Source organism: Piscinibacter sp. PDB1-1 (assembly GCF_056675995.1).
In genome coordinates this window covers 22,132-44,901 of record NZ_JBWVZJ010000002.1, presented here as the reverse complement: position 1 = coordinate 44,901, position 22,770 = coordinate 22,132, and the positions used below count along the sequence as shown (strand labels likewise).

General features: G+C 63.9%; 22 protein-coding genes and 1 tRNA gene. 16 read left to right on the top strand and 7 right to left on the bottom strand.

Annotated features, from left to right (window positions below; all coding sequences use genetic code 11):
• Window positions 1-17 precede the first annotated feature (17 nt).
• Window positions 18-1,244: a DesA family fatty acid desaturase gene (locus AC1KAR_RS11980; RefSeq protein ID WP_480317923.1), complete on the top strand. Its 1,227-nt coding sequence runs from the start codon at window positions 18-20 to the stop codon at window positions 1,242-1,244.
• 198 nt (window positions 1,245-1,442) lie between these two features.
• On the opposite strand, the gene rpmG is transcribed toward AC1KAR_RS11980, so the two are convergent.
• From rpmG to trxB, 3 genes are all read right to left on the bottom strand, one after another.
• On the bottom strand, window positions 1,443-1,610 hold the full coding sequence (gene rpmG, locus AC1KAR_RS11975) for a 50S ribosomal protein L33 (protein WP_047498832.1): 168 nt from the start codon (window positions 1,608-1,610) through the stop codon (window positions 1,443-1,445).
• Window positions 1,611-1,624: 14 nt separating this feature from the next.
• Window positions 1,625-1,858, bottom strand: coding sequence for a 50S ribosomal protein L28 (rpmB, locus tag AC1KAR_RS11970; RefSeq protein ID WP_480317920.1), 234 nt, complete (start codon window positions 1,856-1,858; stop codon window positions 1,625-1,627).
• Window positions 1,859-1,997: 139 nt separating this feature from the next.
• Window positions 1,998-2,948, bottom strand: a complete 951-nt coding sequence (gene trxB, locus AC1KAR_RS11965; protein WP_480317918.1) for a thioredoxin-disulfide reductase — start codon at window positions 2,946-2,948, stop codon at window positions 1,998-2,000.
• Between the two features lie 179 nt (window positions 2,949-3,127).
• On the opposite strand from trxB, the gene AC1KAR_RS11960 reads away from it, so the two are divergent.
• From AC1KAR_RS11960 to AC1KAR_RS11925, 8 genes are all read left to right on the top strand, one after another.
• Window positions 3,128-3,793 (top strand): Crp/Fnr family transcriptional regulator, encoded by a 666-nt coding sequence (locus AC1KAR_RS11960; RefSeq protein ID WP_480317916.1) that lies wholly within the window; start codon window positions 3,128-3,130, stop codon window positions 3,791-3,793.
• Window positions 3,794-3,851: 58 nt separating this feature from the next.
• Window positions 3,852-6,224 carry a DNA translocase FtsK gene (locus tag AC1KAR_RS11955; RefSeq protein WP_480317914.1) on the top strand — a complete coding sequence of 791 codons (2,373 nt, stop codon included), beginning with the start codon at window positions 3,852-3,854 and terminating at the stop codon, window positions 6,222-6,224.
• Window positions 6,221-6,832 carry an outer membrane lipoprotein periplasmic chaperone LolA gene (gene lolA, locus AC1KAR_RS11950; protein WP_480317912.1) on the top strand — a complete coding sequence of 204 codons (612 nt, stop codon included), beginning with the start codon at window positions 6,221-6,223 and terminating at the stop codon, window positions 6,830-6,832. Before AC1KAR_RS11955 ends, lolA begins: the two co-directional genes overlap by 4 nt.
• 44 nt (window positions 6,833-6,876) lie before the next feature.
• The gene (locus AC1KAR_RS11945; RefSeq protein ID WP_480317910.1) at window positions 6,877-8,202 is read left to right on the top strand and encodes a replication-associated recombination protein A; all 1,326 of its coding nucleotides are present in this window, start codon (window positions 6,877-6,879) and stop codon (window positions 8,200-8,202) included.
• Between the two features lie 225 nt (window positions 8,203-8,427).
• Complete coding sequence (locus tag AC1KAR_RS11940; RefSeq protein WP_480317908.1) at window positions 8,428-9,351, top strand: branched-chain amino acid ABC transporter permease; 924 nt, start codon at window positions 8,428-8,430, stop codon at window positions 9,349-9,351.
• Between the two features lie 14 nt (window positions 9,352-9,365).
• Window positions 9,366-10,457, top strand: a complete 1,092-nt coding sequence (locus AC1KAR_RS11935; RefSeq protein WP_480317906.1) for a branched-chain amino acid ABC transporter permease — start codon at window positions 9,366-9,368, stop codon at window positions 10,455-10,457.
• 11 nt (window positions 10,458-10,468) lie between these two features.
• Window positions 10,469-11,248: an ABC transporter ATP-binding protein gene (locus AC1KAR_RS11930; protein WP_480317905.1), complete on the top strand. Its 780-nt coding sequence runs from the start codon at window positions 10,469-10,471 to the stop codon at window positions 11,246-11,248.
• Window positions 11,249-11,257: 9 nt separating this feature from the next.
• The gene (locus AC1KAR_RS11925; RefSeq protein ID WP_480317903.1) at window positions 11,258-11,974 is read left to right on the top strand and encodes an ABC transporter ATP-binding protein; all 717 of its coding nucleotides are present in this window, start codon (window positions 11,258-11,260) and stop codon (window positions 11,972-11,974) included.
• 24 nt (window positions 11,975-11,998) lie between these two features.
• Here AC1KAR_RS11925 and AC1KAR_RS11920 read toward each other — a convergent pair whose 3' ends face one another.
• Window positions 11,999-13,036, bottom strand: coding sequence for a CDP-6-deoxy-delta-3,4-glucoseen reductase (locus tag AC1KAR_RS11920; RefSeq protein ID WP_480317901.1), 1,038 nt, complete (start codon window positions 13,034-13,036; stop codon window positions 11,999-12,001).
• 59 nt (window positions 13,037-13,095) lie between these two features.
• On the opposite strand from AC1KAR_RS11920, the gene AC1KAR_RS11915 reads away from it, so the two are divergent.
• Window positions 13,096-14,007: an SDR family oxidoreductase gene (locus AC1KAR_RS11915; protein WP_480317899.1), complete on the top strand. Its 912-nt coding sequence runs from the start codon at window positions 13,096-13,098 to the stop codon at window positions 14,005-14,007.
• Here the strand turns inward: AC1KAR_RS11915 and AC1KAR_RS11910 are convergent.
• Window positions 13,991-14,572, bottom strand: coding sequence for a rhomboid family intramembrane serine protease (locus tag AC1KAR_RS11910; protein ID WP_480317897.1), 582 nt, complete (start codon window positions 14,570-14,572; stop codon window positions 13,991-13,993). The genes AC1KAR_RS11915 and AC1KAR_RS11910 overlap by 17 nt on opposite strands.
• Window positions 14,573-14,667: 95 nt before the next feature.
• On the opposite strand from AC1KAR_RS11910, the gene AC1KAR_RS11905 reads away from it, so the two are divergent.
• The 4 genes from AC1KAR_RS11905 to AC1KAR_RS11890 all read left to right on the top strand — a co-directional run bounded on the left by AC1KAR_RS11905 (window position 14,668) and on the right by AC1KAR_RS11890 (window position 16,509).
• Window positions 14,668-14,752 (top strand) — tRNA-Leu (locus tag AC1KAR_RS11905).
• A 62-nt stretch (window positions 14,753-14,814) separates the two neighbouring features.
• Window positions 14,815-15,720: a cysteine synthase CysM gene (cysM, locus tag AC1KAR_RS11900; RefSeq protein ID WP_480317895.1), complete on the top strand. Its 906-nt coding sequence runs from the start codon at window positions 14,815-14,817 to the stop codon at window positions 15,718-15,720.
• Window positions 15,721-15,725: 5 nt separating this feature from the next.
• Window positions 15,726-16,280: an NUDIX domain-containing protein gene (locus AC1KAR_RS11895; RefSeq protein ID WP_480317893.1), complete on the top strand. Its 555-nt coding sequence runs from the start codon at window positions 15,726-15,728 to the stop codon at window positions 16,278-16,280.
• 1 nt (window position 16,281) lies between these two features.
• Window positions 16,282-16,509: a sulfurtransferase TusA family protein gene (locus AC1KAR_RS11890; protein ID WP_480317891.1), complete on the top strand. Its 228-nt coding sequence runs from the start codon at window positions 16,282-16,284 to the stop codon at window positions 16,507-16,509.
• Between the two features lie 70 nt (window positions 16,510-16,579).
• On the opposite strand, the gene galU is transcribed toward AC1KAR_RS11890, so the two are convergent.
• Complete coding sequence (galU, locus tag AC1KAR_RS11885) at window positions 16,580-17,446, bottom strand: UTP--glucose-1-phosphate uridylyltransferase GalU (RefSeq protein WP_480319407.1); 867 nt, start codon at window positions 17,444-17,446, stop codon at window positions 16,580-16,582.
• Between the two features lie 102 nt (window positions 17,447-17,548).
• On the opposite strand from galU, the gene AC1KAR_RS11880 reads away from it, so the two are divergent.
• Window positions 17,549-18,526 (top strand): NAD(P)-dependent oxidoreductase, encoded by a 978-nt coding sequence (locus tag AC1KAR_RS11880; RefSeq protein WP_480317889.1) that lies wholly within the window; start codon window positions 17,549-17,551, stop codon window positions 18,524-18,526.
• Here AC1KAR_RS11880 and AC1KAR_RS11875 read toward each other — a convergent pair.
• Window positions 18,468-21,320, bottom strand: a complete 2,853-nt coding sequence (locus tag AC1KAR_RS11875) for a valine--tRNA ligase (protein WP_480317887.1) — start codon at window positions 21,318-21,320, stop codon at window positions 18,468-18,470. The two genes, AC1KAR_RS11880 and AC1KAR_RS11875, sit on opposite strands and share 59 nt — an antisense overlap.
• Before the next feature lie 208 nt (window positions 21,321-21,528).
• On the opposite strand from AC1KAR_RS11875, the gene AC1KAR_RS11870 reads away from it, so the two are divergent.
• Window positions 21,529-22,746, top strand: coding sequence for a toxic anion resistance protein (locus AC1KAR_RS11870; RefSeq protein WP_480317885.1), 1,218 nt, complete (start codon window positions 21,529-21,531; stop codon window positions 22,744-22,746).
• The last annotated feature ends 24 nt before the right edge of the window (window positions 22,747-22,770 follow it).

Sequence of the window (22,770 nt, the reverse complement as noted above, 5' to 3'; positions counted from 1 at the left end):
GGCTTAGAGGCTATTTGATGAACGAATTGATGTCCCTGTGGAATGGCTTGGTCAACTGGTTGGCCAATGGCCTGCTCGACGCGACGTGGTGGCAGGTATTGCTGTTCGCGCTCGCAACGACCCACATCACGATCGCTTCTGTCACGATCTTTCTGCATCGCTCGCAAGCTCACCGAGCGCTCGATCTGCACGCGGCACCGTCGCACTTCTTCCGCCTGTGGCTCTGGCTGAGCACCGGCATGGTGACCAAGGAATGGGTCGCCATCCACCGCAAGCACCACGCCAAATGCGAGACGGCCGATGATCCCCACAGCCCGGTCGCCCACGGCATCAAGACGGTCTTGCTCACCGGCAGCGAGCTTTATCGCTCCGAAGCCAAGAACCAGGAAACGCTCGCCAAGTTCGGTCACGGTACGCCGGACGACTGGATGGAGCGCAACGTGTACAGCCGCTTCAGCTGGCAAGGTGTCGGCATCCTGCTGATCATCGACCTCATGCTGTTTGGCGCCATCGGCCTGACGGTCTGGGCCGTCCAGATGCTTTGGATCCCGATCACCGCCGCCGGCATCATCAACGGCCTGGGTCACTGGTGGGGCTATCGCAATTTCGAGGCGCAAGACGCCAGCACCAACATCTCGCCCTGGGGCATCCTGATCGGTGGTGAGGAGTTGCACAACAACCATCACACCTACCCCACCTCCGCCAAGCTGTCGGTGAAGAAGTACGAGTTCGATATTGGCTGGGTCTACATCCGCGGTCTGGAAATGCTCGGCCTTGCCAAGGTGCGCAAGACGGCCCCGACGCTCAAGCTGGGTGATGTGAAGGCGGTTGCCGACTCCAAGACGCTGGAGGCCTTGATCGCGAATCGCTACGAGGTCATGGCCAAGTACGCTCGTGGTCTTCGTGAAACCTGCCGCGGCGAAGTTGAACGCCTGAAGGCGGAGGGTGCGCACGGCACAAAGAAGCTGGCCGACATGCGCCTGGCGCGCCGTTGGTTGCATCGCGACGCAGACAAGATCCCGAGTCATCTGCGCGCCCAGGTCGATAGCGCCCGTGACCTCAGCCCCGCGCTCGTGAAGTTGGTGGCCATGCGCGAGGAGCTGCGCTTGCTGTGGACCCGCACGAACGTATCCGCCGAGCAACTGGTTGCCGACCTCCAGGCTTGGTGCAAGAAGGCCGAAGAGAGCGGGATCGCCGCGTTGCAGGAGTTCGCGCTGAAGCTTCGCGCGGCGCAGCACGCCTGATAAGGGCATAGCTAAACAAGAGCCGGATCGATCTCAGGGCCCGCAGTAGCGGGCCCTTTTCATTTGTGCGACTGGACTCTGTGAGCGTGTTGACCGCGTTGCAGTGTGTGCGGGTAGAGAATCTCGCAGGCAACAAAAAACCCGCTGGGATGCAATCCGAGCGGGTTTCTTGTTGATGCCCTCAGGGCCTCAGCCGAATCACTTCAGCTTGGTTTCCTTGTACATCACGTGCTTGCGAGCCTTGGGATCGAACTTCATGATCTCGATCTTTTCGGGCGTGGTCTTCTTGTTCTTGTCGGTCGTGTAGAAGTGACCGGTGCCGGCTGACGATTCCAGCTTGATCTTTTCGCGTCCACCTTTTGCCATGATCGGCTCCTAAATCAGATTTCGCCGCGGGCGCGCAAGTCAGCGACGACTTGCTCGATACCCACCTTGTCGATCAGGCGCAGCGCGGCGTTGCTGATGCGCAGACGGACCCAGCGGTTTTCAGTTTCCAGCCAGAACCGGCGGTATTGCAGGTTCGGGAGGAAACGGCGCTTGGTCTTGTTGTTGGCGTGGGAAACATTGTTGCCCACCATCGGGCGCTTGCCCGTGACTTGACAGACGCGTGCCATGACGCTTCTCCGTGTGATCTCGTTTCAGACATAGGGCCGAACGGGGCACTGAGGCTCGAGACGCACACAGCGCTTGCGGCCCGCTTTCGGCAAAGACGACGATTATAGCCCGCTTTTGAGCCGATGGCTATGCCTGAGCTCAGAGCTCCAGGAAACGCTGCGCGTCGAGTGCGGCCATGCACCCCGTGCCCGCGCTGGTGATGGCTTGCCGATACACATGGTCTTGAACGTCACCGGCCGCAAACACACCAGGCACGCTGGTCATGGTCGCCATCCCGCCGAGGCCACTTCGGGTGACGATGTAGCCGTCCTTCATCTCCAACTGCCCTTTGAAGATATCGGTGTTCGGCTGGTGGCCGATGGCGATAAAGCAACCCTTCACCGTGAGTTCGCTCGTCGTGGCGTCCTGAGTGCTCTTCAAGCGGACCCCGGTGACGCCAGAGGCATCGCCCAGCACTTCATCAAGCGTCTGCCACAGGTGGAGTTCCATCTTTCCGGCCTTGACGCGCTCCATGAGTTTGTCGATCAAGATGGCCTCGGCGCGGAACTTGTCGCGGCGATGAATGAGATGAACCTTGCGTGCGATGTTCGACAGGTAGAGGGCCTCTTCGACGGCGGTGTTGCCGCCGCCGACCACGCACACATCCTGGTCGCGGTAAAAGAATCCGTCGCAGGTCGCGCAACCGCTGACGCCGCGCCCCATGAAGGCTTCTTCGGAGGGCAGCCCGAGGTACTTGGCGGATGCGCCCGTCGCAATGACCAGCGCGTCGCAGGTGTAGGTGCCCGAGTCGCCCTTGAGCGTGAACGGGCGCTTGCTGAAGTCGACCTGGTTGATGTGGTCGAAGACGATCTGCGTGTTGAAGCGCTCGGCATGCTGCAAAAAGCGCTGCATCAACTCAGGGCCTTGCACGCCCATGACGTCGGCGGGCCAGTTATCCACTTCGGTCGTCGTCATCAACTGACCACCCTGGGCAATCCCAGTGACGAGCATCGGCTTGAGATTGGCGCGTGCGGCATAAATAGCTGCGGTATAGCCAGCGGGGCCCGAACCCAGAATCAGTACTTGGGCGTGTTGCGTAGATTGCGTCATGGAGAAACTGAGCAGAAAAAATGTGGACGAATGCGAGTAGCTCGCGCCAGTCTGACATGGGGTTGACGCCGACTGGCATCAATTCGTGTAATGGTGACAATATCGATAATTATCGGGATCGTTAGTTTTCCACGTTTGAATCCGCATCTGCACAATCGACCAACAAAGGAGGTTCTCCGATGGCCATGTTGTCCAACTTGGACTTGATCCGGCGCGTGCCGCTGTTCTCCCTGCTCACCAACGAGCAGGCTTCAGCGATCGCCGACAGCGTGGTAAAGAGGCGCTTCCGCCGCGGCGAGATTGTGGTTGAACACGGCAAGAAGTCGAACGCGCTCTTCATTTTGTTGACCGGCCGCGCGCGGGTATTGACGTCGGATTCACGTGGGAGGGAAGTCATCCTCGCCGTCCTGCACCCCGGCCACTACGTCGGCGAGATGAGTCTGATCGACAACGAACCGCACTCGGCCACGGTTCGCGCTGAGGTGCAGACCGACATGCTGATCCTGGGCCGCGCTGAGTTCGCGCGCTGCCTGCCCGAGAACTCCAGCCTCTCGTACGCCATCATGCGTGGTCTGGTGCAGCGCCTGCGCAGCGCTGACCGCCAGATCGAATCGCTTGCGCTGCTGGACGTCTATGGCCGCGTGGCACGTTCGCTGCTCGACATGGCAGAGGACGACGGCGAGGTGAAGATCATCCGCAACAAGGTTTCTCGCCAGGACATGGCCAAGATCGTGGGCGCCTCGCGCGAAATGGTCAGCCGCGTGATGAAGGACCTCGAAGACCGAGGCATGGTCGAGACGCAGGAAAACGGCTCGGTCATCATCAAGGAACGATTGACAGGCTGATACAGCCCACCCTGCTGCCCATTGCCTGGCGCCTGATGGCTTCGGCCACAATGGCCGCATGACTTTTCCGCTTGGATCGCTGCGATCCGATGCCGGTACTTCGGCATCGGCTTCTGGCTCTCACTCTCGGGGTGGGGTGACAGGGGTGAACCATCTTCCGCCGTTAGCGCCTATGGGGCTGCGCGCGCGGTTCGGTGTTCTGGTGGGCGGCGTGGTGTGGTTGCTGGCGCTGATCGCGTTGATCACCCACAGCCCGGCCGATGCAGCGTTCACCACCTCCGGCTCGGCGACGCAGTCGATCAACAAGATTGGCGCGCTGGGCGCCTATTTTTCCGATCTTGTCTTCCTCCTCTTTGGCTATTCAGCTTGGTGGGGCATGGCCATGGCGCTGCGTGCTTGGCTGGGCTCACTGGCGCGCGCGCTGCGCGGGGCCGATGCGCCTCAGCCACAAGGCGCAAATGCGCCACTCTGGATGTTCTGGGTTGGTGTGGCGTGCGTTTTGAGCGCCAGCTGTGCGCTGGAGTGGACGCGCCTTTATCAGTTCGAAGGTGGTGTGGCCGGTGGCCATGCGGGCGGTGTGTTGGGCTACCTGCTGGGGCCCGTGAGCCAACGTCTCTTGGGTTTCGCCGGGTCGGGCGTGCTGTGGATCGCGGTGCTTGTGGCGGGCCTGGCGCTCGCGTTCCGGTTCTCCTGGATGCGCACCGCAGAAGGTATTGGCCGATGGGTGGATTCGCTGCGCGAGCGGCGTGTCGAGCGCATCGAGCGCGCGGAAGATCAGCGCATCGGCGAGCGTGCCGCGCGCGAGCGTGACCACGTGGTCGAGGTCGAGCACCAGTTGCATGAAGAACATGTGCCCATCGTGATCGAGGCACCAATCATCGAGGTGCCGAAATCCGAGCGAGTTGTGAAGGAGCGTCAGAAGCCACTCTTCACCGAGCTGACCGACACCAAGTTGCCGCAGGTCGACTTGCTCGATGCCGCCCAGGGCCGCCAGGAAACCGTCGCGCCCGAGACGCTGGAGATGACGTCTCGGCTGATCGAGAAGAAGCTGAAGGACTTCGGTGTCGAAGTGCGCGTGGTCGCTGCCTCGCCAGGGCCGGTGATCACCCGCTACGAGATCGAGCCGGCCACAGGTGTGAAGGGCGCGCAGATCGTCAACCTGGCCAAGGATCTGGCCCGTTCGCTCAGCTTGGTGAGCATCCGTGTTGTCGAGGTGATCCCAGGCAAGAACTACATGGCGCTGGAGTTGCCCAACGCCAAGCGGCAGACGATTCGCCTTTCCGAGATTCTCGGGTCGCAGGTCTACAACGACGCGGCCTCGCAGCTCACCATGGGCCTGGGCAAAGACATCATCGGCGCGCCCGTTGTCGCCGATCTCGCCAAGATGCCGCACTGCCTGGTCGCCGGTACCACCGGATCGGGCAAGTCGGTGGGCATCAACGCGATGATTCTGTCGCTGCTCTACAAGGCCGAGGCGCGCGATGTGCGCCTCATCCTCATCGACCCGAAGATGCTGGAGATGAGCGTGTACGAAGGCATCCCGCACCTGCTCGCGCCGGTCGTGACCGACATGAAGCAGGCGGGCAACGCGCTCAACTGGTGTGTGGGCGAGATGGAACGCCGCTACAAGCTGATGAGCAAGCTGGGCGTGCGCAATCTGGCCGGCTACAACAAGAAGATCGCCGAAGCCGTCGAGCGGGGCGAGAGCATTCCCAACCCCTTCAGCCTCACGCCGGAGCAGCCCGAGCCGCTCGAGCGCCTGCCCTTCATCGTGGTGGTCATCGACGAATTGGCCGACCTGATGATGGTGGTCGGCAAGAAGATCGAAGAACTGATCGCCCGCCTTGCTCAAAAGGCGCGCGCCGCCGGCATTCACCTGATTCTTGCCACACAGCGCCCTAGCGTGGACGTGATCACCGGCCTCATCAAGGCCAACATTCCCACGCGACTGAGCTTTCAGGTCAGCAGCAAGATCGACAGCCGCACGATCCTCGACCAGATGGGTGCCGAAGCGCTGCTTGGCATGGGAGACATGCTCTACATGGCCTCCGGCACGGGCTTGCCAGTTCGCGTACACGGCGCTTTCGTGAGCGACGACGAAGTGCACCGCGTCGTCGACTACCTCAAGCAGCAGGGCGAGCCGAACTACATTGAAGGCATTCTCGAAGGCGGCACGCTCGACGGCGAGGGCGATGTGAGCACCTCCGACATGCCCGGCGGCGGCAATGGTGAATCCGACCCGATGTACGACCAGGCCGTGGCGGTCGTGCTCCAGCACCGCCGCGCCTCGATCTCGCTCGTGCAGCGCCATTTGCGCATCGGCTACAACCGTGCGGCCCGTTTGCTGGAACAAATGGAGAAATCCGGGCTCGTAAGCGGTATGTCCACCAACGGCAACCGCGACATCATCGTCCCGGCGCGTAGCGAATGAAGAAGCTGTTTTTCTCGATGTTGCTGACGGTTGCTGCCGCGTCCGCCAATGCCCAGTCGTCCGTCGACACCTTGAAGGAGTTCGTGCGTGACGTGAAGACGGGCCGCGCCGAGTTCACGCAGACGGTGACATCGCCCGATGGCGCCAAGAAGAAGACGTCGAGCGGAAAGTTCGAGTTCTCGCGCCCCAACCGCTTTCGCTTCGCCTACCTCAGGCCCTTCGAGCAGACCATCGTGGCGGATGGCCAGAAGGTATGGATCTACGACGCCGACTTGAACCAGGCCAGTTCGCGCAAGTTCAGCCAGGCATTGGGCGCCACGCCCGCAGCGCTGCTTGCCGGCGGTTCGCTGGAGAAAGATTTCGACCTCGCTGCCCAGCCCACCAAGGAGGGCCTCGATTGGGTGGAGGCAACACCCAAGGCGAAGGACGGCAGCTTCAAATCCGTGCGCGTGGGTTTCAAGGGCAAGACGCTGGACACGATCGAAGTCACCGATGCCTTCGGGCAGCGGTCGGTGCTGCAGTTCAAGCAGTTCACGGCCAACGAGCCCATCGGGCCCGAGACCTTTGTCTTCACCGTGCCCAAGGGCGCGGATGTGATCGAGCAGTAGTTGACCCCGCGCGAGTCGCAAGCCCCCGCTGCGACAATCCCGCGATGGAATCTCTGCCGCTGCCCCTCGGAGACGACGACCCCCAGGCGCCGCTGGCCGAGCGCCTGCGCCCGAAGACGCTGGCCGATGTGATCGGCCAGCAGCACCTGCTCGGGCAGGGTAAGCCGTTGCGCGTCGCGTTCGATTCGGGGCGGCTGCACTCGATGATCCTCTGGGGGCCCCCAGGCGTCGGCAAGACGACACTTGCGAGGCTGATGACCGACGGGTTCGATGCCCAGTTCATCCAGATCTCGGCGGTCTTGGGAGGGGTGAAGGACATCCGCGAGGCCGTTGAGCGCGCGCAAGTCGCGCAGTCCAGCGGCAAGCGCACCGTGGTGTTCGTCGACGAGGTGCACCGCTTCAACAAGGCGCAGCAGGATGCTTTCCTGCCGCATGTCGAGTCGGGTCTCTTCACCTTCATCGGCGCCACCACCGAGAACCCGTCGTTCGAAGTCAACTCTGCGCTGCTTTCTCGCGCCACGGTCCATGTGCTGAAGTCGCTCACCGACGGCGACATGGCCGAGTTGCTGAAGCGCGGGCGCGAACTCCTGTCTGCGCCCGCGTTGAGCGATGCGGCGCGGGACCGCCTGGTCGGCTACGCCGATGGTGATGCCCGTCGACTGCTCAACGCCTATGACAACCTGGTGCGTATGGCGGGGGATGTGCCCGAAATCGACGAGGCGCAGCTTGAGCGCTCGCTCGGCGAGCAGTTGCGCCGCTATGACAAGGGCGGCGAGCAGTTCTACGACACCATCTCGGCCTTGCACAAGGCGGTTCGCGGGAGCGACCCTGATGCTGCGTTGTACTGGTTCGTGCGGATGCTCGACGGCGGCGTCGACCCACGCTACGCCACGCGGCGCATCGTGCGCATGGCCAGTGAAGACATCGGCCTAGCCGACCCGCGGGCCTTGCGCATGGCGCTCGACGCAGCGGAGACGTACGAGCGGCTGGGCTCACCCGAAGGCGAACTCGCCTTGGCACAGGCGGTCGTGTTCCTCGCAATGGCGCCCAAATCGAACGCGGTCTACAAGGCCTACAACGCGATTCGGGCCTTCGTCGCCAAAGACAGCACCCGCCCGGTGCCACTGCACTTGCGCAACGCACCGACCAAGCTCATGAAGGAGCTGGACTACGGGCGCGACTACCGCTACGCGCACGATGAGCCGGGTGGCTTCGCCGCCGGCGAGAACTACTGGCCCGATGGGCTGAAGGCTCCACGTTTCTACGAGCCCGTGCCACGCGGTTTGGAGATCCGCATCGGCGAACGGCTCGATGAATTGCGCCGCCTGAACGACGAAGCCCGTGCGGGCGCGCCGGGCAAGCGGGGCTGAGTGGGACCCGCCTGCGTGCGAACACCCCAGAGCTACACCAGCGCCAGGCCAGTGCTCTAGGGAGAAGCGCCCACGCTGCAGGGTGCAATCCGGCCCCTAGAATCCCTCAGCCCGAACCAGAACCCAGAGCAGAACCCGCATCGGCACCACCACGGCGGGTTTTTTGCTAGAGAGCATGGCGGGGTCCAAAAGACCGGCCGCTTCAGATTTCCAGGAGATTCCTCGATGGACACTTTCATCCAGCAGATCATCAATGGTCTGGTGCTCGGCAGCGTGTACGCGCTGGTGGCGCTTGGCTACACGATGGTCTACGGCATCATCAATCTGATCAACTTCGCCCACGGCGAGGTGTTGATGGTGGGGGCCCTCACAAGTTGGACGGTCGTGAGCGCCTTGTCCGGCACCGGGTGGCCCGGCTGGCTACTGCTGCTGATCTCGCTGGCTGCCGCGATCATCGTCTGCGCGGTGCTCAACTTCAGCATCGAGAAGGTGGCCTACCGGCCGCTGCGCAATGCGCCGCGCCTGGCTCCGCTGATCACTGCCATGGGCATGTCATTGCTGCTGCAGACGCTCGCGATGATCATCTGGAAGCCCAACCCCAAACCGTACCCGATCCTGCTGCCCTCAGAGCCGTTCTTCATCGGCGGCGCGGTGATCAACACCGTGCAGATCATCATCCTCGTGTCCACGGCCGTCACCCTGGCTGGCCTGATGTACCTGGTGAATCGCACCAAGCTTGGCCGAGCGATGCGGGCCACCGCCGAGAACCCACGCGTGGCTGGCCTGATGGGCGTGCGGCCCGACATGGTGATCTCGGCCACCTTCGTGATCGGTGCGGCGCTCGCGGCCCTGGCCGGCGTGATGTACGCGGCCAACTACGGCTCGGTGCAGCACTCCATGGGCTTCCTGCCCGGCCTCAAGGCATTTACCGCAGCCGTGTTCGGCGGCATTGGCAACCTGGCGGGCGCCATGGTGGGCGGTGTGTTGCTGGGCCTGATCGAGGCCATGGGGGCGGGCTACATCGGTGACCTGACAGGGGGTGTGCTGGGCAGCCACTATCAGGACATCTTCGCCTTCATCGTGCTGATCCTCGTGCTCACCTTGCGGCCTCAGGGCCTGCTGGGCGAGCGCGTGGCCGACCGAGCCTGACCCGGGAGCTGCACATGGACTTGAAAAAGAACAAGCTCGTCGTCTTTCTCGTCGCTGGCGTCTTGCTGCTGCTGGTGCCGCTGATCGCGCAGCAGTTCGGAAACGCGTGGGTGCGCATTCTCGACATTGCACTGCTGTACGTGTTGCTCGCGCTGGGGCTGAACATCGTGGTGGGCTACGCCGGCCTGCTCGACCTGGGCTATGTGGCGTTCTACGCGGTGGGTGCCTACATGATGGGCCTGGTGGCGTCACCCCACCTGATCGAGACCTTCCCGGCGTTTGCCGCGGCGTTCCCGAATGGGTTGCACGTGCCCTGGTGGGTTGCCCTGCCTTTGGGTGCGCTGGTGGCTGCCGGCTTCGGTGTGATGCTCGGCGCTCCCACGCTCAAGCTTCGGGGTGACTATCTCGCCATCGTGACCTTGGGCTTCGGCGAAATCATTCGCGTATTTCTGACCAATCTCGATGCTCCGGTCAACATCACCAACGGCCCGAAGGGCCTGAACCAGATCGACTCGGTCAAGTTCTTCGGCTACGACCTGGCCAAGAGCCACTCGGTGTTCGGCATGGAGTTGCCGAGCGTGACGAGCTACTACTACTTCTTCTTGGTGCTGGTGATCGTGAGCGTGCTGATCTGTTACCGGCTCGAGCGCTCGCGCATCGGGCGGGCGTGGATGGCCATCCGCGAAGACGAGGTCGCCGCGAAAGCGATGGGCATCAACACCCGCAACCTGAAGCTGCTCGCTTTTGGCATGGGCGCCACGTTCGGCGGGGTCTCGGGCGTACTGTTCGCGAGCTTCCAGGGGTTTGTCTCGCCGGAGTCGTTCAGCCTGCAAGAGTCGGTGATGATCGTGGCGATGGTCGTGCTCGGTGGTATCGGGCACATCCCGGGCGTGGTGCTCGGCGCCTTGCTGCTCGCGGCCTTGCCTGAGGTGTTGCGCTATGTCGCAGGCCCCCTGCAGCAAATGACCGACGGGCGGCTTGATGCGGCCATCCTGCGGCAGTTGCTGATCGCGCTTGCGATGATTTCCATCATGCTGGCCCGGCCGCGTGGGCTGTGGCCGACGCCCGAGCACGGCAAGGCGGCGCCCACGCCGCAAGGCAATTGAGGAGCGCCGCCATGACAAGCAGCAGCGTTCTCAAGGTCAGCGGGGTCTCCAAGCGCTTTGGTGGTTTGCAGGCACTCTCGGATGTCGGCATCGACATTGCTGCAGGCCAGGTCTACGGCTTGATCGGCCCCAATGGCGCCGGCAAGACCACCTTCTTCAACGTGATCACCGGCTTGTACACGCCCGACTCGGGCAGCTTCGAGCTCGGTGGCAAGCCCTACAAGCCCAGTGCCGTGCACGAGGTGGCCAAGGCGGGCATCGCGCGCACGTTCCAGAACATCCGCCTCTTCGCCGAGATGACGGCGCTCGAGAACGTGATGGTCGGCCGCCATGTTCGCACCGCCTCGGGCCTGGTGGGCGCGGTGTTCCGCACCAGCAGCTTCAAGGCCGAGGAAGCCGCCATCGCTAAGCGAGCCCAGGAACTGCTCGACTACGTGGGCATTGGCAAGTACGCCGAGTTCAAGGCGCGCACGCTGAGTTACGGCGACCAACGCCGCCTTGAAATCGCCCGCGCACTCGCCACCGATCCCAAGCTGATCGCGCTCGACGAACCCGCGGCGGGCATGAATGCCACCGAGAAGGTGGTGTTGCGTGAGTTGATCGACACCATCCGCAAGGACGGCCGAACCATCCTGCTGATCGAGCACGACGTGAAGCTCGTGATGGGCCTGTGCGACCGCGTGACCGTGCTCGATTACGGCAAGCAGATCGCCGAAGGCACGCCGGCCGAGGTGCAACGCAACGAGAAGGTGATCGAGGCCTACCTCGGCGCCAGCCACAAGGCGCACTGAACGAACATCATGACGACAAGCACACTACTCAAGGTGAGCGGCCTGAAGGTCGCCTATGGGGGCATCCAGGCTGTCAAGGGCGTGTCGTTCGAGGTGCGCGAGGGAGAGCTCGTGAGCCTCATCGGTGCCAATGGCGCTGGCAAGACGACCACGCTGAAGGCCATCACCGGGCTGCAACCGGTGGCTGCGGGCGAGATCGAGTACCTGGGCAAATCGATCAAGGGGCAGGGCGCGTGGGACCTGGTGAAACAAGGCCTGGTGATGGTGCCGGAAGGCCGTGGCACTTTCACTCGCATGTCGATCACCGAGAACCTGTTGATGGGAGCCTTCGTGCGCAAGGACAACGAGGTGCAGGCTGACATCGACAAGGTGTTCGGCATCTTCCCGCGGCTCAAGGAGCGGCGCAACCAACTGGCGGGCACCATGTCGGGCGGGGAACAGCAGATGCTTGCCATGGGCCGTGCGCTGATGGCGCGCCCGAAACTGCTGCTGATGGACGAGCCGTCGATGGGGCTGTCTCCGATCATGGTCGACAAGATCTTCGAGGTCGTCGCCGATTTTTCCAAGCAGGGCGTGACCATCTTGCTGGTGGAGCAGAACGCGAGCCGCGCGCTGCAACTTGCCACCCGTGGCTACGTGATGGAGTCGGGTGAGGTCACCATGGCCGGCCCGGCGGCTGACCTGCTGGCGGACCCGAAGGTGCGCGCGGCCTACCTCGGCGAGTAGGCGAGGCGAGAAGGGCGGGGCGCCTCACGCCCCATGCTTGTCGGCTTCGGAGGTGAAGCTGTCGGCAAAGAACTCGTCGAGCGGCAGGTTGCAATGCGCGACAAAGTCGTGCTGGGCCGACTCCACCATGATCGGCGCGCCGCAGGCGTAGATCTGGTGCGCCGAAAGATCGGGCAGATCTGCCATCACCGCCTGGTGGACGAAGCCGGTGCGGCCCGTCCACGCATCTTGCGGCTGCGGCTCGGACAGCACGGGCACGTAGCGAAGATTGGGCATTGCTTTCGCTGCCTCGATGCACCAGTCGTGCATATAGAGATCGGTCTTGCTGCGGCAGCCCCAGTACAGCACTGCGGGCCGCGTGATGCCCTTGAGCTGCATGTGCTCGACGATGGCCTTGACCGGCGCGAAGCCGGTGCCGCTGGCCAGCAGCACGATCGGCTTGTCGCTGTCTTCTCGCAAGAAGAAGCTGCCGAACGGGCCTTCGAGGCGCAGGATTTCCTTCTCCTTCATCGCGCTGAACACATGGTCGGTGAACAGCCCGCCGGGCATGTGGCGGATGTGCAGTTCGATGCCCGGCTTGTCGGTGCGCGTGCCAGGCGCGTTGGCCATGCTGTAGCTGCGGCGATGCCCATCTCGAAGAACGAATTCGACGTACTGACCGGCCCGGTACTGCAGCGCATCGTTTGCGGGCAGCTGCATCTGCAGCACGGCCACGTCGGGGGCGGGCATCGTGATCGTCGTGACTCGGCAAGGCATCTTGCGCACGGCAAACTCACCTGCGCCCGCCACCGTTCGCGCCTCGAGCGTCACATCGGTTTGCGGCGCTGCGCGGCAGGTGAGGGTGAAACCGGCCTCCTCCTCGGCGGGGCTCAGGGCTTTGACCTGGTGCGTGCCATGGATCACCCGCCCTGCGACCAACTTGCACTTGCAAGAGCCGCATGCGCCGTCGCGGCAGCCGTACGGCAGGCCCACGCCTTGGCGGATGGCTGCGGTGAGGATCGGCTCATCGCGATCGACTGTGAAACTGACGCCGCTGGGCAGCACGGTCACGGTAAACGTCATGGGATAACCTCAAGCCACACTTCTCAATTGCACAGTCGGCGATTTTGCCCGCTTGCCTCATGCCCTTGCACTCTCAGCGCACCTCGCGCTTCAAACGTCCTTCGGTCTTGATCATCGGGTGTGGCGATGTGGGGCTGCGCGTGCTGCGGCTCCTGCGTGCGCATTGGCGCGTGCTTGCGCTCACGTCCTCGCCTGATCGAGTGCCCGAACTGCGCGCATCAGGTGCTGTGCCTGTGCTGGGCAATCTGGACGAGCCAGGCACCCTGGGCCGTCTGGCGGGGTTGGCTGAGGCGGTGTTGCATCTGGCGCCGCCCCCGGGCCAGGGCGCAATCGACACGCGCACTGCTCATTTGCTGCAGGCGTTGGCGCGCAAGGGTCAGGTGCGACGCATCGTCTACGCAAGCACCAGTGGTGTGTATGGCGACGCGCAAGGCGCTCGCTTCGACGAAACACGTGCGGTATGCCCAGCCACTGATCGTGCGCGGCGCCGGGTGGATGCCGAACGCCTGGTCCTGCACTACGGGCTGGCCTGTGGAGTGAGGGCCACGGTCTTGCGAATCCCTGGCATCTACGCCACGGATCGGCGAGGTGGTCACCCGCGTGAGCGGCTGCAGCGCGGCACGCCCGTACTTGCGCCCGAGGACGACGTCTACACCAATCACATCCACGCAGACGACCTTGCGCGTGCCTGTGTAGCTGCGCTCCACCGCGGCTTGCCGCAACGCGTGCTGCACGCGAGCGACGACACCGAGATGAAGATGGGTGACTACTTCGATCTCGCCGCCGACCTGTGTGGCCTGCCACGGCCACCGCGCGTCGCGCGTGACCAAGCGGCTGCTGTGCTGTCGCCGGTGCAGCTGACGTTCATGAGTGAGTCGCGCCGGCTCGACAACCGGCGCCTCAAGACCGAGCTGCGATTGAAACTGCGCTACCCGACGGTGCGCGAGGGGCTCGTCAGCGCCTGCGACTGAAGGGCGCGAGCCCGCGCCAGTAGCGGATCGTCAGCCACCCGCCGAGCATGCCGCCGAGGTGGGCGAGCGAGCCGAGGTCGCCATTCCAGCTCATCAGCAATGCCAGCGCGCCGAAGACCACGACGAAGACCTTCATCTTCATCGGGATGGGTGGAAAGAGCGGCATCACTGTGCGATCGGGGAAATACATCGCGGTTGCGATCAGCAGCGCGTAGATCGACCCCGACGCACCCACCAGGCTCGTGTTGCCGCCCGACCAGGTGGCCACCACGAAGGTCAGGCCGCCGAAGATGGCGCCGATCGCCAGCAAGCTCAGATAGCGTTTACGGCCCCAGAGCATTTCGAGCTCGGCGCCGAACATCCACAGGCCCAGCATGTTGAAGAACAGATGCAGGACGCTGCCGTGAAGGAAGGCGTAGCTCAGAACCTGCCAGGGCCAGAACAGCCCGCTGTTGACGGGGAACAGTGCAAACAGATACTGCACGGGCATGAAAACCTGCTGCAGGCAGAAGATGGCGGTGCAGGCCAGCATCAGGAACTGCGTGATGGGTGGAATCGGGGGCATGCGGCGAACTGCTGAAGGAACAAAGCCGCAAGCGTACCCGGTTTGATCAAGAGCCCATCGAACGCTGTGGCAAAATCGCGCCCTCTGCTTCACCGGCCTCGGTGGCGAAATTGGTAGACGCGCGGGACTCAAAATCCCGTTCCGCAAGGAGTGTCGGTTCGATTCCGACCCGAGGCACCACCCCTTCTTCCCCTTCACTGCACCCGTCCATCGGCCCTGCCACAATCAGGCCAGGAGAGACCATGGTGCAATACAAGACGATCGAAGACGCGATCGGGCGCACGCCGCTCGTTCGCCTGATGCGCATCCCCGGCGCCGACAACGAGATGCGCGGCAACGTCATCCTCGGCAAGCTCGAGGGCAACAACCCCGGTGGTTCCGTGAAAGACCGCCCGGCCATCAGCATGATCCGGCGTGCCGAAGAGCGCGGCGACATCAAGCCGGGCGACACCCTCATCGAAGCGACCTCCGGCAACACTGGCATTGCGCTCGCGATGGCCGCGGCCGTTCGGGGCTACCGCATGGTGTTGATCATGCCGGAGGACCTGTCCATCGAACGCGCCCAGACCATGAAGGCGTTCGGTGCCGAACTCGTCCTTACCCCGCGCAGCGGCGGCATGGAGTACGCCCGCGATCTCGCCGAGCAGATGCAGCGCGATGGCAAGGGCCGCGTGCTGGATCAGTTCGCCAATGGCGACAACCCGCGTGTGCACTATGAATCCACCGGCCCCGAGATCTGGGAAGACACCGCCGGGCGCGTCACTCACTTCGTGAGCGCCATGGGCACCACAGGCACCATCACCGGCACCTCGCGCTACCTGAAAGAGAAGAACGCAGCCGTTCGCGTGATTGGCGCGCAGCCGGCTGAGGGCTCGCGCATTCCGGGCATTCGCAAATGGCCCGAGGCCTACATGCCCAAGATCTACGACCCGACCTACATCGACGAAACCGTCAATGTGGGGCAGGACGAGGCCGAGGACATGGCCCGCAGGCTGGCCCGCGAAGAGGGCCTGTTCGCCGGCATCTCCGCAGCGGGTGCGTGTTGCGTGGCGCTGCAGATCGCCAAGACAGTCGAGAACGCGACCATCGTATTCGTGGTTTGCGATCGCGGCGATCGCTATCTCTCAACCGGCGTCTTTCCTGCCTGAAGCCCATGAAGCACGCGTACAACTACTGCCCCAACTGCGCCACACCGCTGCAGCAGCTTTCCCTCGACGAAGACGGGGGCCCCAAGCTGCGCACGCGCTGCCCGGCGTGCCAGTGGACGCACTGGAACAACCCGACACCGGTACTCGCCGCTGTCATCGAACTGGCAGACCGTGATGGTCATGTGCTGCTGGCCCGCAATGCGGCATGGCCGGGCCGCTTCTTCGGCCTCATCACGGGTTTCATGGAGGCCGGTGAAACGCCGCAAGGCGGCATCGCGCGCGAGGTGGCCGAAGAGACCTCGCTGCAGGTCGATGCGCTCAAGCTGATCGGCGTCTACGACTTCCAGCGCATGAACCAGGTGATCATCGCCTACCACGCGGTGGCGCGCGGCGAGATCGTGCTGTCACCCGAGCTGGCCGAGTACAAGATCATCCCGCCCGCCGAGGTGAAGTGCTGGCCCGCTGGCACCGGCCAGGCGATGGCTGATTGGCTGAAATCGTGCGGGATCACGCCGCAATGGATGGATCTCCCGGCGCGCCGGCCCAGCGCGGAGGACTGAGATGGATTTCCACAAGGAACTCGACACCCGCGGGCTGAACTGCCCGCTGCCCATCCTGAAGGCGAAGAAGGCGCTGGCCGACATGCACAGCGGCGAAGTGCTCAAGGTGGTTGCCACCGACCCGGGTTCGACGCGCGATTTCCAGGCGTTTGCTCGCCAGACGGGCAATGAACTCGTCGAGCAGTCGTCTGCCAACGACGAGTTCATTCACTACCTGAGACGACGGTAAGTACGCATGGGCCGACCTGCGTTGGCCCATGCATTCAACGGCGCTTGGGAGCGGGCTCGACCCGCATTGCTCAGATATCCAGCGAACGCAGGTACTCGCGGAAACCGTCGCCGAGTTGCGGGTGCTTCAGGGCGAGTTCCACATTGGCTTGCAAGAAGCCTTCCTTGCTGCCGCAGTCGTAGCGCTTGCCGTCGTAGCGGTAAGCGAACACCTTCTCTCTGCGTAGCAAGCCGGCGATGCCGTCGGTGAGCTGGATCTCGCCGCCCACACCGCGAGGCTGGTTCGCGATTTCATGGAACACACCCGGCGTGAGAATGTAGCGACCGGCCACGCCCAGGCGTGAGGGCGCATTCTCAGGAGCGGGCTTCTCGACGATGCGGCTCAGATCCATCAGCACGTCGTTGACGGGTGTGCCATCGACGATGCCGTAGCGGCGGGTGTGCTCGGCAGGAACTTCCTGCACGGCCAGGATGGACACGCGCCATTCGTCGAACTGCTCGGTCATCTGCTGCAGCACCGGCTTGTCGCCGACCATGAGGTCGTCGGCCAGCAGCACGGCAAACGGGTGGTTGCCGATCAAGCGTTGCCCGCACAGAACCGCATGCCCGAGGCCGAGTGCCTGCGGCTGGCGAACGTAGATGCACTCCATGTCCTTTGGCTTGACCGAGTGCACCACGTCGAGCAGATCTTGCTTGCCCGCTTGTTCGAGGGCTACTTCAAGTTCGAAGGTCATGTCAAAGTGATCTTCGATCGGGCGCTTGTGGCGGCCGGTCACGAAGATCATCTCGCGCACGCCTGCTGCATAGGCTTCTTCGACGGCGTACTGGATCAGCGGTTTGTCGACCACTGGCAGCATCTCTTTGGGTTGAGCTTTGGTGGCAGGCAAGAAACGGGTCCCAAGACCCGCCACGGGGAAGATCGCTTTGGTGACTAACATCTGCTTACAATCAAAGTTGGGGATTAGGGAAGGTTCTCGAAGTCTCTCGAATTCATTGTGGCATTCGGCATGCCCGAGGCGCACACCGGGGATGAGTGGGGCATGGACGTACTGATCATCGAAGCGCTTGATGACGAGGTCGTGCACTGGCTCGCCTCGCGCCACGCCGTTCGGTATGCACCCGAGCTGAGCCGCGACGCGCGCGAGTTCCGGCAGCAGCTCTACAACGTCCGTGCTCTTGTGCTGCCATCCAACGTAGCAGTCGATGCCGCAACTTTGCACTACGCGCCGGTGCTGCGCGCGGTGGGCCGTGTGAGTGGTGGTGCCGAGAACATCGATCTTGACGCGTGCTCGCGTGCCGGTGTCGAAGTGGTTCGCAGCCTCACCGCCACGGCGCAGGCCGAGGCCGAGTTCATGATCGGCGCGCTGCTCTCGCTGTTGCGCCGCGTGCCCGTCGAAGGGGCCGACGGCATGCGCGTAGGCCGCGAGCTCGGTGCGTGCACGGTCGGGCTGATCGGCATGCCACCGGCTGCGAAGGCCATGGTGCAGATGCTGAGTGGCTTTGGCTCACGCGTGGTGGGATACGACCCGTCCCTGCATGCGAGCGACGGCGTGTGGGACCGTTGGCGCGTGACACCACTGAGCCTGCGTGAGTCGATCGAGACCAGCGACGCCGTGTGCGTGCAACTCAATTACTTCAGCCGCTACCACGGGCTTTTGGGCGAGCGATTCCTGCCCTACTGCAAACCGAACCAGGTGATCGTGAGCGTGGCCCACTCCGGGGTGTTCGACGAGCGCGTGCTGGCCGACGTGTTGAACGCCGGCCGTCTGGCCGCGGTCTGGCTGGACAGCCTCGAGCCCGGTGCGCTGGACGAAGGGCGCCCGCTGAATGGCGTGGACAACCTGCAGATCACGCCGCGCGTGGCAAGCACCACGCGGGAGTCGCGCTTGCGCAGCGCCTGGGCCGTGGCGCGGCGCATCGACGAACTGCTGGCGGCCACGCCGCCAGCGCCGCGCGAATTCAGGTCGACCGACCCAGGCGTGCCAACTGATCTTTCAGCCGAGCCAATGCAGCCGTGAAATCGGCGATGCGCTGCTTCTCCTGATCGACTACGGCCTGCGGTGCACGCGCCACGAACGATTCGTTCGACAGCTTGCCTTGTGCCTTGGCAAGCTCGGCTTCCAGGCGCTTGATCTCCTTGCCCAGGCGTTCCGATTCGGCCGCCACGTCGATCTCCACATGAAGCGCGAGCCGCGACCCGCCGCTCACCACCACGGGTGACTGGCTGGTGGTGTCGTTGAAGGCGGCTTCGTCGTCGAACACCTTGACCTCGGCCAACTTGCCCAGCGTCTTGAGCAACGGGGCTGCCTGGTCGAGGAAATCCTTGTCGCCCGTGGCGTAGAGCGGCACACGGTCGCTGGGTGACAGCCCCATCTCGCCGCGCAGCGCCCGGCACGCGCTCACCAGGCCTTTCAACTGAGTCATCCAGGCATCTGCCGCGGCATCGATTCGATCGATCTGCGCTTCGGGGTAAGTGGCGCTGGCGATGGTCTCGGCGTTCTTGCGGCCGGCGATCGTGGCCACGCTGTCCCACAGCTCAGCGGTGATGAACGGCGCAAGAGGGTGCAGCAGGCGCAGCGTGGCTTCCAGCGTGCGGATCAGCGTTCGCCGTGTGGCGCGTTGCTGCGCTTCGTTGCCGTTCTGGATCTGCACCTTGGCGATCTCGATGTACCAGTCGCAGTACTCATCCCACACGAACTGGTAGAGCGCGTTGGCCACGTTGTCGAGGCGGAACTCGGCAAAGCCCTGTGCGACCGCGGCTTCCACACGCTGCAATTCGCTGGCGATCCATCGGTCGGCCTGGCTGAAGCTCATGTACCCGTGGGCCGCACCGCCCGGCGCGCATTCGGCCTTGGTGTGTTCTTTCAGGCCGCAGTCGTGGCCCTCGGTGTTCATCAAGACGAACTTGGTCGCGTTCCAGAGCTTGTTGCAAAAGTTGCGGTAGCCCTCGCAGCGCTTGCTGTCGAAATTGATGCTGCGGCCGAGGGTCGCCAGCGTGGCGAAAGTGAAGCGCAGTGCGTCGGCCCCGTAGCCGGGGATGCCGTCCGGGAACTCCTTCTCGGTGGCCTTGCGCACCTTTGGGGCGGTCTCGGGCTTGCGCAGGCCGATCGTCCGCTTGTCGAGCAGCGGTGCCAGCGCGATGCCATCGATCAGGTCGACCGGGTCGAGCACGTTGCCCTCGCTCTTGCTCATCTTCTTGCCGTGGGCATCGAGCACCAGGCCGTGGATGTAGACGTGCTTGAACGGCACCTTGCCCGTGAAGTGCTTGGTCATCATGATCATCCGGGCGACCCAGAAGAAGATGATGTCGTAGCCGGTGACGAGCACTGAAGACGGCAGGAAGAGATCCTGCTCGAGCGTCCTCTCCGGCCAGCCCAGCGTGGAGAAGGGGACGAGTGCCGACGAGTACCAGGTGTCGAGCACGTCTTCGTCGCGGCGCAGCGTGCCGGTGTAGCCAGCGGCCTTTGCCTTGGCGTTTGCCTCGTCTTCGCTGCGCGCCACGAAGAGTTCGCCGTTCTCGCCGTACCAGGCCGGGATCTGGTGGCCCCACCAGAGCTGGCGCGAGATGCACCAATCCTGGATGTTCTTCATCCACTGGTTGTAGGTGTTGACCCAGTTCTCGGGCACGAACTTCACCTCGCCCGTTTCCACGGCCTCGATGGCTTCCTGCGCGATGCTCTTGCCCGGCCTTCCATCCTTAGGGGCGCCTGCCTTGGTCATCGCCACGAACCACTGGTCGGTCAGCATGGGCTCGATGATCTGGCCGGTGCGTGCGCAGCGCGGCACCATCAGCTTGTGCTTCTTGACCTCGACCAGCAGGCCTTCGGCTTCGAGTTGTTCGACGATCTTCTTTCGGGCCACGAACCGATCGAGCCCGCGATACGCCTCGGGGGCTTCGTCGTTCACCTTCGCGTCGAGCGTTAAGATGGTGAGCATGGGCAGCTTGTGCCGCAGGCCCACCTGGTAGTCGTTGGTGTCGTGCGCGGGCGTCACCTTCACGACGCCGGTGCCGAACTCCTTATCCACGTAGTCGTCAGCGATTACCGGCACCAGGCGGCCGGTGATGGGCAGCTTCACCTGCTTGCCGATGAGGTGCGTGTAGCGATCGTCTTTCGGGTGAACCATCACCGCGGTGTCGCCGAGCATGGTCTCGGGGCGCGTGGTGGCGACGACCAGCGATTCATCCGAACCTTCGATCGGGTAGCGGATGTGCCACAGCGAGCCGTCTTCTTCTTCGCTCTCGACCTCGAGGTCCGACACTGCGGACTTCAGGATCGGATCCCAGCTCACCAGCCGCTTGCCGCGGTAGATCAGGCCTTCTTCATACAGCTTGACGAAGGTGTCGGTGACCACCTTCGACAGCTTCTCGTCCATCGTGAAGTACTCGTGCTGCCACGACACCGAGTCGCCCATGCGACGCATCTGCTGGGTGATGGTCGAGCCGGAGGCTTCCTTCCACTCCCACACCTTGGCGACGAAATTCTTGCGGCCGAGATCGTGGCGGCTCTTGCCCTTGTCCTGCAGTTGCCGCTCCACCACGATCTGCGTGGCAATGCCGGCGTGGTCGGTGCCCGGCACCCACAGCGTGTTGTGGCCGCGCATGCGGTGGTAGCGCGTGAGGGCGTCCATGATCGTCTGGTTGAACGCATGCCCCATGTGCAGCGTGCCGGTGACGTTGGGTGGCGGCAGCTGGATGCTGAATGACGGCTTGGCCGGATCGAGCGTCGGCGAGTAGACACCGCTTTGCTCCCACAGGGGCCCCCATTTGGCTTCGATGGCGGTGGGTTCAAACGATTTGGCGAGTTCGGTCATGGCGGACTTCGGGCGCGCGACAAGGGCGCCGTGAGGCATAGGGCGGGGAGTCGGGAATTGTAGGCGGCGGCCTCCGATGGCCGCGGTGCGCAGCGCGTGGGCACACATGTCCGTGAGGTTCGTCACCGTCACCCCGGCAATTGCTGGGGGCAACGCACGCTCGGCACACCTCAGCCCCTAACATGAGCTCCAACAGAGACCTTGCCCGATGGCCAACTTTGACGACACGCCCACCGTGGCCACGCCACAGGTGCCCAACTTCCAGCTGGCGCTGCCCGAGGCGGTGGTTCCAGTGTCGACGGAAGCTGCCGGCGCGGCCGTGCCGCTCGAGGTAGGTGCGGTGGTGGCCGTCGAGGACCAGGTCGTGCGCTTTGTCGAAGCACTTCTTGCGGCAGAGCTGGGCGGCGAACCGTTCCAACTGCTGCTGGACAGCGTGGCGGCCCTCGGCCGCGCCGAGATCTCGCATGCCGCGCGCCTGATCCAGGGGCGCATGCCGCAGCGCAGGTTCGTGGGAGATTCCGACGAACCCGCGTTCGTCGCGATCACCGAGATGTGTACCGAGTTCGGCAAGTTGAACCCTCGCCATGCGGGCGATCTGTTGGCGCCGCACAAGATCCTCGGCGTGATTTCGTCGGGCACGCGTCTCAAGCCGTACTTTCGCCAGGTCGAGCAGGCCGGGTCCCGTTTGAACCAAGGGCTGGCGCGCTTGCATGCCGCGCGAGAGGCGATGCAGCGCGAAGTGGTCTCCATCGAGGGGGCACGCGCCAGGCTGTGGCAGGCGATGCAGCAACTGGCGGCGGCGGCCCATTTCACGAGCGTGATGCTGGCGCGGCTGAGTGCCCAGTTGGGCGATATCCAACTCGCCGATCCCGCGCGAGCCGATACGGTGCGCGAGCACGTGCTCGGCCCCGCCAGGCAAAAGCTGTCGCAGATCCTTGCCCAGCAGGCGGTATGCGTGAACGGCTATCGCTCGCTCGAAGGGCTCAAGAAAACCGGGCGCGAATTGATGAACGGGTGCGGCCGCGTCGCCAGCACCGTGATCGGCACGCTGGGTGTCGTTCAGACGGTGGCCCGGGCGACCGGGCATTCGTTCGACGCCATGGAGACGCTCCAGGGCGCCGGCTCGTCATGGCGCAACTGGTTGCCAGAGGGCGCAGCGGTTGCGGGGCGCCAGGATGACGACACCGCGCGAATCGCGAGCAACCCCCAACTCGGCATCGACAAGATCCGCGAGGCCTTCGATCAGTTCGACAAGGCGGTCGACGCCGTTCTCGCCTTCCGCACCCAGGCCGGCGAGGTCATGGGTCGCAACGACAGCCTCATGAAGTCGCAGATCGAACTGAGCGAACAGGCGGTCGAGCGGCTGCGCCAGCAGCCGGCGCGAGGCGCCGGCAAGGCCGCCGTGGCGGGCCCGGTGGCCCTGTAGCAGGGCGCGGGCGCCACCACCTTT